Genomic DNA, 16786 nt, shown 5'->3' on the forward strand with positions numbered 1-16786 from the left:
AATTCTTTTATAACAGTGATTTATCATGTTTTGTCAAATTGGCGCAAATCATGAATATAACTTAGGTATAAATTTATATTTAAGTTTATGGCCGATTTCATACTCTTTAAACAAACTTCATTGTTTTTAGGGTAAATGAAAACGTTAATTATAGTCGAGAGGAAGTAGTTATGGGTATTTTTTCAAGGTTTACCGATATTATAAATTCTAATATCAATAGTATATTAGACAAAGCTGAAGATCCTGCCAAAATGGTACGATTAATTATTCAAGAAATGGAAGATACTTTAGTTGAGGTACGTTCAAGCTCTGCTAAAACCTTAGCAGATAAAAAAGAGTTAACGCGTCAGGTGACTCGCTTTGAAAACGAAGCACAGCAATGGCAAGACAAAGCTGAATTAGCGTTGAGCAAAGACCGTGAAGATTTAGCTCGTGCGGCTTTATTGGAAAAGAAAAAAAGTACTGAAAACTCACAAGCTTTAGTAGAAGAACTTGTTCATGTTGAATCGCACATAACGAAGCTTCAAGATGAAATTTCACAACTACAAGAAAAGCTTGCTGATGCAAAAGCTCGCCAAAAAGCCATTGTTATTCGTGAAAAAACAGTTAACTCTCGTTTAAAAGTTAAACAAAATATTGATAGCACAAAAGTCAATGATGCCCTCAACCGTTTTGATCACTATGAGCGAAAAATTGACGATCTAGAAGCGCAAGTTGAATCTCATGATTTGGGAAGCAAGTCATTGTCAGATGAAATTGCAGAGCTTGAATCAAATGAGAAAATAGATGATGAATTAGCGTCATTAAAAGCTAAAATGAAAAAGAAATAATATGTAATATGCGTTTAAAGTTTTAAGCAAGTAGTTGAAGGCATAAGTAAAGGAGAAGTATTTTGGAAGAGATTATTGTAGCACCGTTGATTATTTTTATGGGCTTGGTTGCACCTATTTGGTTAATATTACATTACCGTAGTAAAAGACAAGTAGGCCAAGGCTTAAGTGAAGAAGAATATACTCAGTTATCGCAATTGTCTGAAATGGCCGATAAAATGTCTGATCGCATTCAAACGCTTGAAGCCATTTTAGATGCAGAAACCCCGGATTGGAGAAGTAAATTATGAACACCAAACGAGGAGAGCTATACCGAAACTCTAGCCGAGGAAAAATAGCTGGTGTTTGTGCTGGCATTGCTGATTATTTTGGTTGGGAGGCATGGTTAGTTCGAATATTGGTGGTCTCAGGTGTTTTATTTGGTATGCCTTTCTTAATCTTAGGGTATGTTGCTGCATGGTTTATATTGGATAAAACCCCCGTTAATAAAGTTCATGCAAAATTTGGTCACGCTGACAGTACTAGCCAATATTCAAAAAGTAACAGTTCACATGTAACTGGAGAGCACTTTCAATCAGATAATGAGTCGATAAAAGTGAAGACTCGGGTTTGGCAGTCAGGAGAGCCGCCTAAACAAGCTTTTCACGATATTCGTAAAAAGTTCACCTTGTTAGAAAAGAAACTGCAAGGTATTGAGCAATACGTTACATCGTCTGAATTTACCGTAGCAAGAGAAATTAATAAACTTTAAAATTAGTTAGCTTTAAATTAGTCGGAAATTTTAATTTTATCAAAGGATTAGTGTTTAAAAATGCTAATCCTAAGCTTAATTACCCCTTCAGCTGTGTCGGCCAGTAGAGTCACGAACCATTAGTTGTGGTACATATTGGCTGGTTTCACTTTTTCCTTTTTGTTTTCTTATTTGGCTGATTAATAAACTCGCTGCATCATGTGCAATTTGTTTATTGGGCTGATCCGCCGTGGTAAGTTTAGGCCAAGTTTGACGAGAGAATGGGCTATTTTCAAATCCCGCGATGGCTAATTGCTCAGGAATATTTATATTCATGAGTCGCGCTGCAAATAAAGCGCCTGCAGCAATTTCATCATTACATGAAAAAATAGCAGTAGGACGATTTTCTGTTGTGACCTTTTCAGCGATCAATTTTTTTGCACCATTAACACCGGATTCAAATGAGTATTCACCTTCGATAATTAAATTGTGATTAAAAGCAATATTATTAGCTTTTAATGCTCGCCGGTAACCTTTATAACGCTCAATTGTTGACATGTGCGCTGCACCACCGGCAATGAACCCTATTTTTGTATGGCCTAGGTCAATTAAATGTTGTGTTATGGTTTGAGCGGCATCTCTATCGTTAACCATAACACAGGGGCTTAACTCATCAGGAGCAACATCTCCAGACATAATGCGCACTACTTTAATATCCTGGGCAAGAATTTGTTTAACAAATTCAGGACGTTCTGAAAATGGTGGGGTTAAAACCAAACCTGCCACGCGCGCATGCTTAATGGTATCGATAATGTCTTCGGTAATGTTTTCTTTTTGCGAATCACATGGATTGATTAATAACTCAAAACCTTGTTGACGACATGCCGATAAAATACCTTCTTGCATGTCAATAACATAATAAGCATTGGGGTTGTCGTAAACATAAGCAATAGTGAAGGATTTGGTGCCGGCTAAGTTTCGTGCAGCAAGGTTGGGTTGGTAATTTAGCTCTTTGACCGCTGCTTGTACCTTTTCACGCGTGAGCTGACGAACAGATGGCTCTTTGTTCATCACCCGTGAGACGGTTTTAATTGATACGCCAGAGAGTTTAGCGACATCATTAATTGTTGCTTTCATTTATCCTATCAGCCTTTTAGTACTTATTATGTATTGTTCAATGCAATTGTTACAACACCGCTAGAGTAGTGGTTCTTTTGCTTTGCAGCAATAACTAATGCTATTTTTATCTAATTAAATGAGCTAAAAGTAAATCTCGCCTGATTGACAGCGTTGTCATTATTTAATAGAGTAACAAATTCACTAGGGTCTGTTGACCTTTCATGTTTAAATTTTGTTCGAATTAAATGCTTTTTGATCGCGGCGCTAGGAATGTAGCATAGTTATTCTATTTAAATTCCTCGCAACAAAGAGCAAGAAGCATTTAAACGAATCCGTAGGACAGCGTTTATTAGCCATTTCTACTGCGTTATCGCTTATTAGAGTAGAGCAACTACACAACATAAGCTCTGCCTTGTATAAAAGGCTAATAAACTGCTGCAAAAATAATCAGCAAAGATCAACAGACCCTAACATAAATGAATAATTAATATTCTTATTAAAAGTGTCATCATAATGCAGTATTATTTGCGGGTATTTTAAGTAACCGCTTTTTTACTTCTTTCCCAAGGTATATACAGGAACCACTATGTCAGATCGCCAATCATTAGCGAGTTGGAAAAAACTACAACAGTTAGCTTTAGATAAAAAGTCTCAACACATGAACACTTTGTTTGCCAATGATAGTGAACGCTTCGATAAATACTCTATTGAATTACCCAACCTGCTGCTGGATTACTCAAAAAATTTAATTGATGGTGAAACTATCGACTGTTTATTAGATTTAGCTGAAGAAACGCAAGTAAAACAGTGGCGCACAAAAATGTTCTCTGGCGATAAAATTAATAAAACCGAAGAGCGTGCAGTATTGCATACCGCTTTAAGACGCCAAGAGAACGAGCCATTAATACTTGATGGTGAAAATATTACAGAGCAAGTACAAAACCAATTAGAGAAAATGGAAGGTTTTGTGAATAAGGTGCGCCAAGGCCACTGGTTGGGCTATTCAGGTAAACGTATAACAGACATTGTCAATATTGGCGTGGGTGGTTCAAATCTTGGCCCACAAATGGTCACTGAAGCCTTAAAACACTATAGCGATGGCAGTATGAATGTTCATTATGTGTCTAATGTAGATGGTGCACAAATTGTTGAAGTTTTACGTCCATTAGATCCGCAAAAAGTTTTGTTTATTGTTTCTAGTAAAACCTTTACAACCACAGAAACTATGACCAATGCAAAAACCGCAATGAAATGGCTAACCAGCTCATCGTTTGATGAAAAATCGGTAGCAAAACATTTTGTTGCGGTTACTGCCAATAAAGAAAATGCTATGAGCTTTGGAATTGAAGCGGAAAATATTTTTGGCATGTGGGACTGGGTTGGTGGTCGTTTCTCACTGTGGTCTGCTATCGGTTTAGCCATAGCCTTAGATTTAGGTTTTGATAAGTTTAAAGAATTACTTGAAGGAGCTAATGAAATGGACCAACATTTTATCAACGCTCCTTTAAGAGATAATATGCCAACGATTATGGCGTTGATCAGTGTTTGGAATACCACTTTTTTAGGTGCTCGCTCTCAGGCTATTTTACCTTATGATCAAACGTTGCATATGTTGTCAGCCTATTTACAGCAAGCCGAAATGGAAAGTAATGGCAAGTCAGTTTCTTGGGATGGAGATGATGTTGACTATGCAACCGTTCCGTCTATTTGGGGCGAGCTAGGCATTAATGGGCAGCATGCTTTTTATCAATACCTACATCAAAGCAATAACGTTGTGCCAGCTGATTTTATTGGCTCAGTTGAAAGTGTTACCCCGGTACAAGGACATCATGAAACACTGATGGCAAATTTCTTTGCACAAACTCAGGCCTTAATGGCTGGAGTTAATGAAGTGCAGGTTAGGGCGGATCTTAAAGCAAAAGGTCGTACTGCGGATTATATTGAAAAAGTCGCGCCTCATAAAGTACATAAAGGTAATCGACCAACAAATACTATCTTACTCAAGCGTATCGACCCAAAAACCCTCGGTAGCTTAATCGCTGCATATGAGCATAAAATATTTGTGCAAGGGATTATTTTACAAATATGTTCGTTTGATCAGTGGGGCGTTGAGCTGGGCAAAGGGTTAGCGGCTGAGATCCAAGAAGAGCTTGATAGCGGTCAAATTACCGATAAACATGACTGCTCAACGGCAAGTCTAATGAAGTTTTATCTTGATGCTAAATAACTTACATAGCTTGTAAGTTAGTACATAAAAAAGCAGCCAGATATTTGGCTGCCTTTATCACTTTATCAATAGAGTGAGGGATCTTTGTTAAGCCATTTGTTGTGCTGTATCTAGCATTCTATTGGCAAAGCCCCATTCATTGTCACTCCACACTAGCATTTTAACTAAACGTTTATGACTGACGCGGGTTTGGTTACCATCAACAATACAAGAGTGTGCATCATGATTAAAATCAACTGAGACTAACGGCTCCTCCGTGTAATCTAAAATACCTGCTAGGCCATGGTTGTTTAATGATTTGGCTCGTGCCTCTTTGATAACTTGATTAATATCATCAATAGTCACGTCTTTATTGACTGTTACACTTAAATCCATCGCCGTTACGTTAAGAGTAGGCACACGTACCGCAATGGCTTCAAATCGACCTTTAAACTTAGGCAAAATACGTTCAATGCCAAGGGCTAACTTAGTATCTACTGGAATAATAGATTGACTGGCGGCACGGCTTCGGCGCAAATCGGGGTGATAAGCATCGATGACTTGCTGATCGTGCATTGATGCATGAATAGTCGTAATGGTACCACTTTCAATACCAAAAGCATCATCTAGCACTTTTATTACCGGGACTATACAGTTTGTGGTGCAAGAGCCATTAGAAACAACAACATCATCTATGGTTAACTGCTGATGATTAATGCCATAGATAATAGTAGCATCAATATCTTGAGCACAAGGGTGTGAAAATAGCACCTTTTTTGCGCCTTGATTAATATGTGCCAAACCATCGGCTTTGCTGCCAAAAATACCGGTGCAATCAAGCACTATATCAACTTGGTGTTTATGCCATGGTAGCTCTTCAATGGTGTCAACGTGGTACAAAGCAATTTCGTCATATTGATTTGCATCTTTTTGGGTATGGCACTGAGATAAGTACAGGGTTTCGTTTTCTGCTTTAACACAAAAATCAAAACGACCATGAGTCGAGTCATATTTTAATAAATGAGCTATACCACTCGCAGGGGCAAGATCATTAATAGCAACAATCTTAAATTGATCAGTTTTCCCGCTTTCATAAAGCGCTCTAACTATACTGCGGCCGATGCGGCCAAAACCATTAATAGCAATGTTTATCATAGGCTGGTATGAGTAATCATATTCGAAGTGGAAGGGGTAAAGATGGGCAATTATTCTTGCCCATCAAAATCTTACTAACGGTTATTAAATTGCCAACTAAAGCGCATTAACCGTGTTAACTACATTGTCAACGGTGAAACCAAAGTGCTCTAGTAATACATTACCAGGTGCAGATTCTCCGAAAGTTGTCATCCCGACAACAGCGCCGTTTAAACCAACATATTTTGCCCAGAAATCGACATGAGCTGCTTCAATTGCCACACGCTTAGTGATGTTTGCAGGTAAAACAGATGCTTTGTAATCACTGGATTGTGCATCAAAAATGTTAGTCGATGGCATAGATACAACACGTACTTTTTTACCTTGCTCAGTTAAAGCTTTAGCTGAATTAATCGCTAAGGCAACTTCAGAGCCTGTTGCAATTAAAATAACCTCAGCGGTGCCATCACAATCTTGTAAAATATAACCGCCTTTTGCAATATCGCTCACTTGTGTTTGATTGCGGGCAATAGCTGGTAAACCTTGACGTGAAAATATTAATGCCGTAGGTGCTTTTTGATTTTGTACCGCAGCTTTCCATGCAACAGCTGATTCAGTTGCATCACAAGGGCGCCATGTCGTTAAGTTAGGCGTTGTACGCAAGTTAGTTAATTGTTCAATAGGTTGATGTGTCGGTCCATCTTCGCCTTGACCAATAGAGTCATGGGTGTAAACAAAAATATTTTGAATGCCCATTAGCGCTGACATACGTACTGCGTTGCGTGCATATTCCATAAACATCATGAAGGTAGCACCATAATTGATAAAGCCACCATGTAAAGACACGCCATTCATAATGCCGCTCATACCGAATTCACGTACACCGTAGAATATGTAGTTACCTGCAGCATCGTCTTGAATGCCTTTAGAGCCAGACCACAGTGTTAAATTTGAACCAGCTAAATCAGCAGAGCCACCTAACATTTCAGGTAACACTTTACCGAACGCTTCAATGGCGTTTTGCGACGCTTTACGCGAGGCAATATTATCAGCATTTTCATGGCACTGTTGAATAAAGGCATTGGCTTTATCTTCAAAATCTTGTGGGAGTTCACCTTTAATCACACGTCGTTCAAATTCACTTGCAAGCTCAGGGTAAGCGGCTTGGTATGCACTAAATTTTTCATTCCAGCTTATTTGACTGGCACTACCTTTTTCTTTTTGATCCCATTGTGCATAAACATTGTCAGGAATTTCAAATGGCGCATGCGACCAATTTAAAAATTCGCGGGTTGCTGCTATTTCATCATCACCTAGCGGCGCACCATGACAATCATGACTACCTGATTTATTTGGCGAACCAAAACCAATAATTGTTTTACAACAAATCATACTGGGTTTGTCAGTAACTGATTTTGCTTCAGCAATAGCGGCAGCAATTGCTTCGCTGTCATGTCCATCAACGTTAATAACATGCCAACCATAAGAGTCGAAACGTTGTGGTGTATTGTCAGTAAACCAACCTTCAACATGACCATCAATCGAAATTCCGTTGTCATCCCAAAACGCAATTAACTTTCCTAAACCTAATGTGCCTGCCAGTGAACAAGCTTCATGAGAGATCCCTTCCATTAAGCAACCGTCTCCTAAGAAACAATAGGTGTAATGGTCAACAATACTGTGATTGTCACGGTTAAATTGTGCGGCTAAGGTTTTTTCAGCAATAGCCATACCTACTGCATTAGATATACCTGCACCTAGAGGCCCTGTTGTTGTTTCTACACCGGGTGTATAGCCATATTCAGGGTGACCGGGTGTTTTAGAATGTAATTGGCGGAAATTTTTTAAATCTTCAATCGAGAGGTCATAGCCAGATAAATGTAATAATGAGTATATTAACATTGAACCATGACCATTAGATAAGATGAATCGGTCTCGATCTGGCCAGTTAGGATCGGTCGGGTTATGTTTTAAGAAATCGCGCCATAAAACCTCTGCGATATCTGCCATACCCATAGGGGCACCCGGGTGTCCTGATTTTGCTTTTTGTACGCCATCCATGCTTAAAACACGAATGGCATTGGCTAGTTCTTGACGCGATGACATATTAGCTCCAGATCTACTATAAATTAATGAGGGATAATTGAATTGCGCGTATTTTCCCCTACCACAAGGCATAGCGCAAATTAAATTGCGTTATTTATTATATTTTATTTGATTTCGCGTTAAGTGCTTAGTTGAAAAGTGAAATTAAAGCTAGAAAAATCAAGTATTCGCTTGAATTTTTGTTATAGATGGTTTACTTTTTAATCAGGTTGCAAATCGGTAATGGTAAACGACTCTTTTGTCGTACGATTATTGATAAAATAGTCGTTATTGAAATAACTGGCAATCGAATAAAAAAAATAAAATTAGGTAATTAAAATGCGTAAGTCATCCCCGAAAGGGTTAAAGCTGACTACGGTTATTTTTGCAGTATTTATTATGACCGTTTCAGCAATATTGAGTAATAACTCGGTAGCTGATGACATGGAAGTAAAAACAGCTCAATCAGAATAATGAAAACAAATTATTGATTAAAAATCACGTGTCAATAATGAAAATTTAAGCCCTGAACTCAGTAAGAGTTACAGGGCTTTTTTCTTTTTATCATGGGATTAGCTCTACTTTTGATGACCCAGTAGTAACAAGAAAAATGTATTACACTGTAGAATTATCCATATCATTGTATAAAGCTAGAGAGTAGGATAGAAGCTTACATTACGTAGCGTTAAGGTATTTATGAATTTTCCGGACTTACCCAATAACCACGCAATCATTGTTTTATTAATTACAGTATTTGCGCTTTATTTATTTCGTCGTGATGACTTCCCATTAGAAACATCGTCTTTGGTAGTTATTGCCATTTTATGCTTAATATTTGCGCTATTTCCCTTTTCAGTGGATGGCGTTCACTTTGAACCCAGTTCTTTATTTTTTGGCTTTGGCCATGAAGCGCTAATAACGGTTTGTGCTTTAATGATTATTGGTCAAGGTATTGTCAATACTGGAGCACTAGAGCCTATAGGGCGATACTTGGCTAAATTGTGGAAAATAAGCCCGTCGTTGTCATTGTTGTTAACCTTGGTGCTAGGGGCTACTCTGAGCGCTTTTGTAAACAATACCCCGATAGTGGTTTTATTATTACCTATTTTGATTAGTGTTTCACTGAGAAACAAAACTGACGCTTCACCGATGTTATTACCTATGGGCTTGGCTACCTTAGTTGGCGGTATGACAACCACTATCGGCACCTCAACAAACCTATTAGTGGTCAGTATTGCCAAAAATATGGGAGAAGTTGAGTTTGGCTTATTTGACTTCGCAAAACCTGCATTAATTGCTGCAATAATTGCTATTTTCTACCTGTGGTTAATCGCACCAAAATTATTACCTAAACGCGCTGCATTTATGACAGATACATCACCGCGTTTATTCAGTGCTTATTTGACTATTAATGAAGAAAGTGACGCGCTAGGTAAAACCATCGCACAAGCGATTGATATGACCGATGGTCAAATGAAAATAGAAGGCATTCAGCGAAGCCCTGATTATAGAAACGTGATGCTGTTACCTGATACTGAATTAATTATCGGGGATAGGTTAAAAATTCATGACTACCCTGATCGCTTAAAAGAATACGAAGCACTGTTAGGCGCTACGTTATTTTCAGGTAAGTCTAAGGTTGAAGATGAAGAAAAAAGTGAGCCAGAAACCGAAACATTAGCAGAGATAGTCATTATTGCAGGTTCAGGTGTTGAAGGCAGAACGTTAAAACAAGCAAACTTCATCAACAAACATAATATATCGGTGATAGCCTTGCATCGCGCCGGAAAAGCAATGGAAATTGGCAAAAGTAGTATAGGAAAAGTTACCTTACGTATTGGTGATATATTGTTGGTTCAAGGCGAAGTTAAGCAACTTGATGTTTTGAAAACTAAGCCGGGTTTATTGGTTATTGATGGTGCAGAGGCTTTACCGCAAACCAGCAAAGCCCCTATAGCTTTAGTGACCTTACTTACGGTGGTTCTATCATCAGCGTTGGGTGTTTTACCCATTGAAATCAGTTCATTATGTGGTGTTTTGGCCTTGCTAGTTACTAAGTGTTTAAGCTGGAATGAAGTATCATCTGCATTAAGTACTCCAGTGATTTTGATCGTGGTTGCATCATTAGCGCTAGGTGAAGCTTTAATGAAAACAGGTGGGGCAGAATATATTGCCCAAGTTTTTGTTGCCTCTTCGTTTAGTTTGCCTCCAACGGGAGTGTTATCCGCCTTAATGTTACTGCTTGCTATTCTAACCAATGTTGTTTCCAATAATGCTGCTGCGGTTATTGGTACACCCATTGCTATTTCGGTTGCCCATCAATTGAATTTACCTGCAGAGCCTTTTATTTTAGCGGTATTATTTGGCGCAAACTTAAGTTATGCAACCCCTATGGCCTATAAAACGAATTTGCTAGTGATGAATGCTGGAGGTTACCAATTCTCAGACTTTATGCGTATTGGCATACCTTTAGTGTTGCTGATGTGGGTAACCTTGTCTTTTTTACTGAGTTGGCTTTATTTTTAATTTATTAAACGGTAGGTTGTCTGGCTAACATTGAAAACTCATTACTTAATCGTTTGCCTATTAACGTGGGTAAAACGAATCACAGAGACTATCCATAAATCCAGGTATTATCGTTTTTTATGTTACTTAGATAATACTGTAAACTTTACTGTCTTTAACGTGCTTAATATCATTAATATGATTAAATTTCTTCCCAACTCAGAGCTATGCTCGATGTTCAATAACAAGGCTAATGTGTTTAGGTCTTGTCATGCTAAATCAAACGAATTTGGTTTAGGTTTAAACAGATAAAAATATATTTTTATAATTCTAGAAGTATTGATTCTTTTTGGTTTTTGTTTTATAGTCTGATAATGAAAATTGAATACGCAGCAGCACAATTGGCCGAGCTAGGCCACACCACTCGATTGGGCATATATAAAACATTGGTAAAAGCCGGTGTTGATGGCTTGCCAGTTGCCCATATTCAGCAAGTACTGAATGTACCTGGTTCAACTTTGTCGCATCATATTACGAGATTGGTACGCGTTGGTTTGCTTAAACAAATAAGGGAAGGACGTGTACTGCGCTGTTTTGCCCAATATCAAGAGTTGAATAAATTAATGAACTTTTTATCAGAAGAATGCTGTATTGATGAAAAGAGGTAATTTTTTTTATTACCTATATTTCGATTATACTAGAAATATAGGTTTATTTTTTGAGGGATAAATTATGTTTGATTTTAGTACATCGAAAGAGCTGGCTAAAGCGGTTGATTTTTTTATTGGCACATTTACAGAGCTGGCTTTACTTTTTGTTGGTATAAGTTTTATCGTGAGTTTTATCAATCAAAAGCTATCTGCCAATAAAGTGAAAAGCTTACTAAGCGGGAATCGTGGTTACAGTGTTGCTGTTTGTTTAGGTGCGGTCACACCGTTTTGTAGTTGTTCAACCTTGCCGATGACAATAGGTTTGATTAAAGCACGTGCTACTTTTGGCCCTATCATGGCGTTTTTATTTACCTCGCCGTTACTCAATCCATTTATTGTTGGTTTATTTTGGGTGAGTTTTGGCGCAAAAACCACCCTGATCTACGCTGTTTTTGTTATTACACTTGCTGTTTTAAGTGGTTATCTTTTGCAACAGCTAAAATTTGATCGTTATATTCGAAAAGAGCTTCTTGCCCCGCCTTGTTCAAACGAGGCTACTACCCTTGATTGCCAGAGTGATGAGGGTAACACACTTAGTGAAGAGGATAGGGGGAGCCTTGAAAAGCTAAAAGGGCTTGCTATGTTAAAAGACACGCTAAATCAGTTTATCTCATTTATGCCTTACATGATATTAGGTGTAGCGATTGGTGCTTTATTACATGGATATGTACCGACAAGCTTTTTTGGAAAACTCGCAAATATTGCCAGTTATTGGTTGATTCCTATAACAGCAATTATTGGTGTTTTTCTTTATGTAAGGGCTTCAACTATGGTGCCAATTGCTGCCGCTTTAGCTGCAAAAGGAATGAGTATGGGGGCAATTATATCACTTACTATAGGTGGGGCTGGTGCGAGTTTACCTGAAATGATCATGATGAAAAAAATGTTTCATTGGCCACTTTTACTTGCTTTCATCTTCTTGGTGTTCGCCACCGCTTGTTTAACTGGGTTTGCGATAGAGTACATGTAACCGCACACTGGAATCAATAATAAAAGATAAAATAGACCGGAGGTATTTATGAAAATTAGCAGTGAATTTGACAGTGGTAATATTGATGTTGTAAGTGTGGCTTCTCCAACAAATATACAGCTCAAGCTTAAAAAAGATAACAATGCCTGCACGCGACAGTGGTTTCATTTTTGTTTAGACACAAGTGCTAATGAAGTTCATAAAATCACTATTGTTAATGCTGGTGAAAGTAGTTTCAGTAACGCTTTAACTGGTTATAACGTGCTAGCATCATATAATAAAGAGAATTGGTTTCGAGTGGAAAGCTATTACGATGAACAAGCATTGATAATTCATCATACACCCACATCTAGCCGGATTTTTTACGCCTACTATGTGCCTTATTATTATGAAAGGCATCAAGCATTGATGTCAAAAATTATGTGTTTAGATTTTTTCGATAAAAAGAATTTAGGCACTAGTTTAGATAATCATCCTATAGAATTAGTTGTCATTGGCGAACAAGCCGCTCATAAGAAAAAGGTTTGGATTGTTGGCCGTCAACATCCTGGAGAAACTATGGCGCAATGGTTTATTGAGGGAATATTAACCCACTTTATAAATAAAGCCCCTTCTTCACTGCAATTATTATCCTCCGCAGTGTTTTATCTTGTGCCAAATATGAACCCCGATGGCAGTGTGCGAGGTAATCATCGTACCAACGCAGCGGGAATTAATTTGAATCGACAATGGCATCATCCATCAAAGTTGGAATGCCCTGAGGTTTATTATGTCCGAAGAGCTATGCATGAAATTGGCGTCGATTTGTTTTTAGATATACATGGTGAGGAAGAAATCCCATATGCCTTCATGATGGGAGGGAGTTCATCTTTAAAACTCAAGCAACAAGCTGATGAGTTTAAGGGTAGGTTTGCTCAAAGTAATACTAACTTTCAAACACTTTACGATTATGACAATTATCAATCAGGTTGTGGTGTAGGCTGTTGTGGTTCAACGTTTAATCAACCACATGAATTAGCAAAAGCAACTGACTATGTTGAACATAACTTTGGTTGTTTATCGTTACTACTAGAATTACCGTTTAAAACACCGTTGAGTGTGGAGGCAAAAACCGCTAATAATCCTCAGGAGCAATGTATCGCTTTGGGACAATCAATTTTAGACCCAATTGCACACTATATAGCATTAAAATAATAGGTTAGCGTTGAGGACTAATTTTTAATATTCCATAATATTTTAATCTCTTGCATTAAGGCTTTGATTAATGGTTCATTAACTCTACTTTTAGCAATAACAAAGTGTAATGATGTAGTGAAGTCTAGAAAAGGTAAAACGTTTACTTGCTTGTTGTTTTCAGCAATGATGGCCTCTTCTTTTTCTAAAAAGCTCAACCCTAAGCCATTTTTCACTAGCTCTAATCGAGTGCCATCATCACTCGTTTTCGTAACTGAAAGAACGTCACTACCCAGCTGCTCTTTCAAAAATATATCAAAAGGGCAATAATCACTCATCATAACCCATTGATGAAGGCAGAGATCAGACACACTCAATATTTTACTGGAATCAAATGTTATTGGTGCGATTGTTGTTATGGTTTGCTCCATCACCTTGATGGCGATAAAATCTTTGGGAATATCACCGAAAATATAACCACCACATATTTGATGTTCTCTAATTTCATTAATTGTTTTTCCAGTTGATTGCTGGTGGATATCTAAACTGATACCGGGACAGTTTTCTTGTAAGTTTTTTGCTAATTCAGTAAGTTTTAATTGCTCGGCAGTTAGATTAATGGCTAGGTGGAATGTACCCATAATTTCATATTGATTATCGGCAGCAAGGTTTACTATGTCGACAGCACTATCCAAGGTGTTTTGTGCTTTAGAAAGTAATATTTCACCTTTTTCGGTTAAAGATATACCTTTGCTAGAACGAATGAATAATAACGTAGAAAGTTCTTCTTCTAGTGTCTTTATGTGAGCACTTATTGCAGGTGGGGTTGTATATAGCCGTTTAGCTGCTTGAGTTAAATTTCCTGTTTGAGCAACCGCAACGAAAGAGCGTAAGTGATAAAATTCCAAGGTGTTGTCCTCAAATTAGTTTAATTAAATGCCCAGTGTTTTTTACTTTATTATATACCTTTTATGACTCTAACTTAACAATTTCACCATTCAGTTTTATCGAACTGAGACTTCAGTAATGATGAATATTCAAATATTTTTAATCGCGATAAATTAATGAAACCGGCAATGAACGATATTATTTTGTTCAAGATAACTCAAAATACGAGGAGTATTTATGCACAACACCACCAACGCATTTTATAACCAAGCGGCACCGGCTCAACAAGCACATAGTTTCTTTATGGCCAAACTTACATGTGAAACAGACTGCTCTGATGTTTATGCAGATATGAAAGAAGGAAAGAAACACTATATTTTATTAGATGTACGATCCAAAGAAGCTTTCGATAAAAGTCATGCTATAACGGCATTAAGTATGCCACACAGTGAAATAAATAGTGATTCATTTAAAAAGTACCCGCAAGACACATTGTTTGTGGTTTATTGCTGGGGCCCTGGGTGTAACGGTGCTACAAAGGCTGCAGGAAAAATATCTAGTTTAGGCTTTCAGGTGAAAGAAATGATCGGTGGTATACATTATTGGGAAGACTTTGAACGTTATCCTGTTAACCGTAGAGTAGCTGAAATTCAAAAATAACTTTTAGTGTTTTAAATATCTTGGTTATTCAACGTAACTTTTTAAGTACTTTAGGATATTAGATGGAATATTGTATTCGTGTTGCAACAGATAACGACAAAAAACCTTTATCATTACTGATGAAAGAGCATGCTCTTTATGAAGGAGGTGATATTGAAATCCACAAACATCAAAAAATGAACAATTTAAAGGCTCTGCCTGTAATCATTTACGTTGTCGAAAGGAAGGATAATCTTATAGGCTATATGTCGGTGATAAAATAGTTTTCAACATGGGGGATGAATTGGTACCTTTACCTTGATTGTTTATATTTGACTGAAGCAACTAGAGGGTATGGGATCGGCTTGAAATTAATGCAAAAATTAAAAGAGGTTGCAGAGTTTGAAAACATTAATGTTATTCAATGGCAAACCCCAGAGGATAATCACCAAGCGATTAAGTTTTATCACAAACTAGGTGCCATTAACAAAGTAAAACAACGTTTTTTTTGGTCGATTTAGCGGTTAAAGGGGAAGCTTTATATGATGGTGTTACTGAAAATAGACATTGTCAATATAAAGTCAAATAGAGGAAGTTAATATTAACTCCCTCTATTTGGTAACTGTTGCAGTGCTAGTAAAATGAATAGTGGCTTTCATAAGCAAGTAACAAGTCACAGATCCGCTAATAATATCCTTGAAGCGCCGTTAAAACTCAAGCATAGCTTGTGTTAAATTATCGTTTTACTGGGACTTTTTTTACTAATTCTACTGTAGCCATGATTCTGCGGTTTTGAGCATGAGCCATTGCAGAGTTCTCTGGATTGATTAACCTCTCTTCACCAAAACCTACAGCAGATAGTCTGTTTGATGATATACCATGTGTTGAGATCAACACCTTGACTACTTCGTTGGCTCGTTCTTGTGAAAGGGTTTGGTTATATTGCTTGCTGCCCAAACTTGAAGTATGTCCTTCAATGGTTAGTGTAAGACTAGGATTAGCTTTTAGAAAGCGTGCCATTGTTGCTATTTCATCATCAAACTCTGGTTTGATTTCTGTTTTGTTGTGATCGAAGTTAACTAATAATTGTTTTGAGATTGATTGCCCTTCAAATAGGGTACAACCATTAATATCGACTTTATCGATCATTGGTGTTCTTGGACATTTATCTTTCGTATCTATCACACCATCTTTGTCGGTATCTAGCGGAGCGATTACTTTAGGTTTAGCTGGTTTAGCACTCTCGCCAAAGAAATATACAAACCCTAGTTGGCTGGATAAATCATCATAACGCTCTGAGAACTGGTAATTGTATTTTGATTCGAAATAAAGTGCTGCTCTTTCACTAAAATAATGACGATAGCCTGCACCTAAATTACTTGAGGTTTGCGAGTTAACAATGTCTAAATTGTTAATTCCAGCTAACAAATAAAAGTTTTGTTCGGAAGGAAAAAATAACACATCTACCGATGTTGTTGCACCATTTGGTTCTTGAAATCCAGATTTCGCTGCATTGAGATCAAATCGACTATAAGACAACCTAAACTCTGTTGATGGTAGCCAGCGATAACCAATTTCACCACCAATACCTGTTCCATAGTCCATATAGGATGCTGGATCAGTTGTGGTTAATCGGTCGTTATCTGTTTGTATATAAAGGCCATGTATGCCGCCATACATTTTACTAACTAAATCTTCAGCTTTTGGTGGCTCAATAGCGAATGTCAAAGTACAAAATGATGACACTAGTAATGTAGCAGCACATTTAAATTGAAATTTGAACATGAGTAAATGGTC

General features: G+C 37.5%; 17 protein-coding genes. 12 read left to right on the top strand and 5 right to left on the bottom strand.

Features of this window, described 5'->3' with window-relative positions; all coding sequences use genetic code 11:
• The first annotated feature begins 170 nt into the window (after positions 1-170).
• The 3 genes from pspA (at position 171) to pspC (ending at position 1581) form a co-directional block, all read left to right on the top strand.
• The gene (gene pspA, locus ABXG98_RS16605) at positions 171-830 is read left to right on the top strand and encodes a phage shock protein PspA (protein ID WP_353539816.1); all 660 of its coding nucleotides are present in this window, start codon (positions 171-173) and stop codon (positions 828-830) included.
• Positions 831-892: 62 nt separating this feature from the next.
• Entirely contained in the window at positions 893-1120 is a 228-nt protein-coding gene (gene pspB / locus ABXG98_RS16610) for an envelope stress response membrane protein PspB (protein WP_353539817.1), read from the top strand.
• The gene (gene pspC, locus ABXG98_RS16615) at positions 1117-1581 is read left to right on the top strand and encodes an envelope stress response membrane protein PspC (protein ID WP_353539818.1); all 465 of its coding nucleotides are present in this window, start codon (positions 1117-1119) and stop codon (positions 1579-1581) included. Before pspB ends, pspC begins: the two co-directional genes overlap by 4 nt.
• Before the next feature lie 87 nt (positions 1582-1668).
• On the opposite strand, the gene ABXG98_RS16620 is transcribed toward pspC, so the two are convergent.
• Positions 1669-2697: a LacI family DNA-binding transcriptional regulator gene (locus ABXG98_RS16620; protein ID WP_353539819.1), complete on the bottom strand. Its 1029-nt coding sequence runs from the start codon at positions 2695-2697 to the stop codon at positions 1669-1671.
• A 568-nt stretch (positions 2698-3265) separates the two neighbouring features.
• On the opposite strand from ABXG98_RS16620, the gene pgi reads away from it, so the two are divergent.
• Entirely contained in the window at positions 3266-4906 is a 1641-nt protein-coding gene (gene pgi, locus ABXG98_RS16625; RefSeq protein WP_353539820.1) for a glucose-6-phosphate isomerase, read from the top strand.
• A gap of 87 nt (positions 4907-4993) precedes the next feature.
• On the opposite strand, the gene epd is transcribed toward pgi, so the two are convergent.
• Together epd and tkt are read right to left on the bottom strand one after the other, a co-directional pair.
• The gene (epd, locus tag ABXG98_RS16630) at positions 4994-6040 is read right to left on the bottom strand and encodes an erythrose-4-phosphate dehydrogenase (protein ID WP_353539821.1); all 1047 of its coding nucleotides are present in this window, start codon (positions 6038-6040) and stop codon (positions 4994-4996) included.
• 96 nt (positions 6041-6136) lie between these two features.
• Positions 6137-8125, bottom strand: a complete 1989-nt coding sequence (gene tkt, locus ABXG98_RS16635) for a transketolase (RefSeq protein ID WP_353539822.1) — start codon at positions 8123-8125, stop codon at positions 6137-6139.
• 318 nt (positions 8126-8443) lie between these two features.
• Here tkt and ABXG98_RS16640 point away from each other — a divergent pair, with 318 nt between their 5' ends.
• The 5 genes from ABXG98_RS16640 to ABXG98_RS16660 all read left to right on the top strand — a co-directional run bounded on the left by ABXG98_RS16640 (position 8444) and on the right by ABXG98_RS16660 (position 13483).
• Positions 8444-8578, top strand: coding sequence for a hypothetical protein (locus ABXG98_RS16640; protein ID WP_353539823.1), 135 nt, complete (start codon positions 8444-8446; stop codon positions 8576-8578).
• A gap of 222 nt (positions 8579-8800) precedes the next feature.
• A complete protein-coding gene (locus ABXG98_RS16645; protein WP_353539824.1) occupies positions 8801-10630 on the top strand; it encodes an SLC13 family permease in 1830 nt (609 codons plus the stop codon).
• Between the two features lie 353 nt (positions 10631-10983).
• On the top strand, positions 10984-11277 hold the full coding sequence (locus ABXG98_RS16650; protein WP_353539825.1) for an ArsR/SmtB family transcription factor: 294 nt from the start codon (positions 10984-10986) through the stop codon (positions 11275-11277).
• Between the two features lie 64 nt (positions 11278-11341).
• Positions 11342-12289, top strand: a complete 948-nt coding sequence (locus ABXG98_RS16655) for a permease (protein WP_353539826.1) — start codon at positions 11342-11344, stop codon at positions 12287-12289.
• Positions 12290-12337: 48 nt separating this feature from the next.
• Positions 12338-13483: a M14 family metallopeptidase gene (locus ABXG98_RS16660; RefSeq protein ID WP_353539827.1), complete on the top strand. Its 1146-nt coding sequence runs from the start codon at positions 12338-12340 to the stop codon at positions 13481-13483.
• 17 nt (positions 13484-13500) lie between these two features.
• Here the strand turns inward: ABXG98_RS16660 and ABXG98_RS16665 are convergent, their stop codons facing one another.
• Positions 13501-14370 (bottom strand): LysR family transcriptional regulator, encoded by an 870-nt coding sequence (locus ABXG98_RS16665; protein WP_353539828.1) that lies wholly within the window; start codon positions 14368-14370, stop codon positions 13501-13503.
• 217 nt (positions 14371-14587) lie between these two features.
• On the opposite strand from ABXG98_RS16665, the gene ABXG98_RS16670 reads away from it, so the two are divergent.
• The 3 genes from ABXG98_RS16670 (at position 14588) to ABXG98_RS16680 (ending at position 15510) form a co-directional block, all read left to right on the top strand.
• Positions 14588-15010, top strand: a complete 423-nt coding sequence (locus ABXG98_RS16670; protein WP_353539829.1) for a rhodanese-like domain-containing protein — start codon at positions 14588-14590, stop codon at positions 15008-15010.
• Between the two features lie 62 nt (positions 15011-15072).
• Entirely contained in the window at positions 15073-15273 is a 201-nt protein-coding gene (locus tag ABXG98_RS16675; RefSeq protein WP_353539830.1) for a hypothetical protein, read from the top strand.
• Between the two features lie 15 nt (positions 15274-15288).
• Positions 15289-15510 carry a GNAT family N-acetyltransferase gene (locus tag ABXG98_RS16680; RefSeq protein ID WP_353539831.1) on the top strand — a complete coding sequence of 74 codons (222 nt, stop codon included), beginning with the start codon at positions 15289-15291 and terminating at the stop codon, positions 15508-15510.
• A 214-nt stretch (positions 15511-15724) separates the two neighbouring features.
• Here the strand turns inward: ABXG98_RS16680 and ABXG98_RS16685 are convergent, their stop codons facing one another.
• Complete coding sequence (locus tag ABXG98_RS16685) at positions 15725-16774, bottom strand: OmpA family protein (RefSeq protein ID WP_353539832.1); 1050 nt, start codon at positions 16772-16774, stop codon at positions 15725-15727.
• Positions 16775-16786: the final 12 nt, after the last annotated feature.

This window comes from Colwellia sp. KU-HH00111 (assembly GCF_040362745.1).
Taxonomy (GTDB): domain Bacteria; phylum Pseudomonadota; class Gammaproteobacteria; order Enterobacterales; family Alteromonadaceae; genus Colwellia.

What these genes read in the sequence shown, in the direction of transcription:
- tkt (WP_353539822.1), bottom strand. Translation starts at nt 8,125, where the DNA reads ATGTCATCGCGTCAAGAACTAGCCAATGCCATTCGTGTTTTAAGCATG.
- ABXG98_RS16670 (WP_353539829.1), top strand. Translation starts at nt 14,588, where the DNA reads ATGCACAACACCACCAACGCATTTTATAACCAAGCGGCACCGGCTCAA.
- ABXG98_RS16680 (WP_353539831.1), top strand. Translation starts at nt 15,289, where the DNA reads ATGAATTGGTACCTTTACCTTGATTGTTTATATTTGACTGAAGCAACT.
- ABXG98_RS16685 (WP_353539832.1), bottom strand. Translation starts at nt 16,774, where the DNA reads ATGTTCAAATTTCAATTTAAATGTGCTGCTACATTACTAGTGTCATCA.
- pspC (WP_353539818.1), top strand. Translation starts at nt 1,117, where the DNA reads ATGAACACCAAACGAGGAGAGCTATACCGAAACTCTAGCCGAGGAAAA.
- pspA (WP_353539816.1), top strand. Translation starts at nt 171, where the DNA reads ATGGGTATTTTTTCAAGGTTTACCGATATTATAAATTCTAATATCAAT.
- ABXG98_RS16660 (WP_353539827.1), top strand. Translation starts at nt 12,338, where the DNA reads ATGAAAATTAGCAGTGAATTTGACAGTGGTAATATTGATGTTGTAAGT.
- ABXG98_RS16640 (WP_353539823.1), top strand. Translation starts at nt 8,444, where the DNA reads ATGCGTAAGTCATCCCCGAAAGGGTTAAAGCTGACTACGGTTATTTTT.
- ABXG98_RS16650 (WP_353539825.1), top strand. Translation starts at nt 10,984, where the DNA reads ATGAAAATTGAATACGCAGCAGCACAATTGGCCGAGCTAGGCCACACC.
- ABXG98_RS16645 (WP_353539824.1), top strand. Translation starts at nt 8,801, where the DNA reads ATGAATTTTCCGGACTTACCCAATAACCACGCAATCATTGTTTTATTA.
- ABXG98_RS16620 (WP_353539819.1), bottom strand. Translation starts at nt 2,697, where the DNA reads ATGAAAGCAACAATTAATGATGTCGCTAAACTCTCTGGCGTATCAATT.
- pgi (WP_353539820.1), top strand. Translation starts at nt 3,266, where the DNA reads ATGTCAGATCGCCAATCATTAGCGAGTTGGAAAAAACTACAACAGTTA.
- ABXG98_RS16655 (WP_353539826.1), top strand. Translation starts at nt 11,342, where the DNA reads ATGTTTGATTTTAGTACATCGAAAGAGCTGGCTAAAGCGGTTGATTTT.
- epd (WP_353539821.1), bottom strand. Translation starts at nt 6,040, where the DNA reads ATGATAAACATTGCTATTAATGGTTTTGGCCGCATCGGCCGCAGTATA.
- ABXG98_RS16675 (WP_353539830.1), top strand. Translation starts at nt 15,073, where the DNA reads ATGGAATATTGTATTCGTGTTGCAACAGATAACGACAAAAAACCTTTA.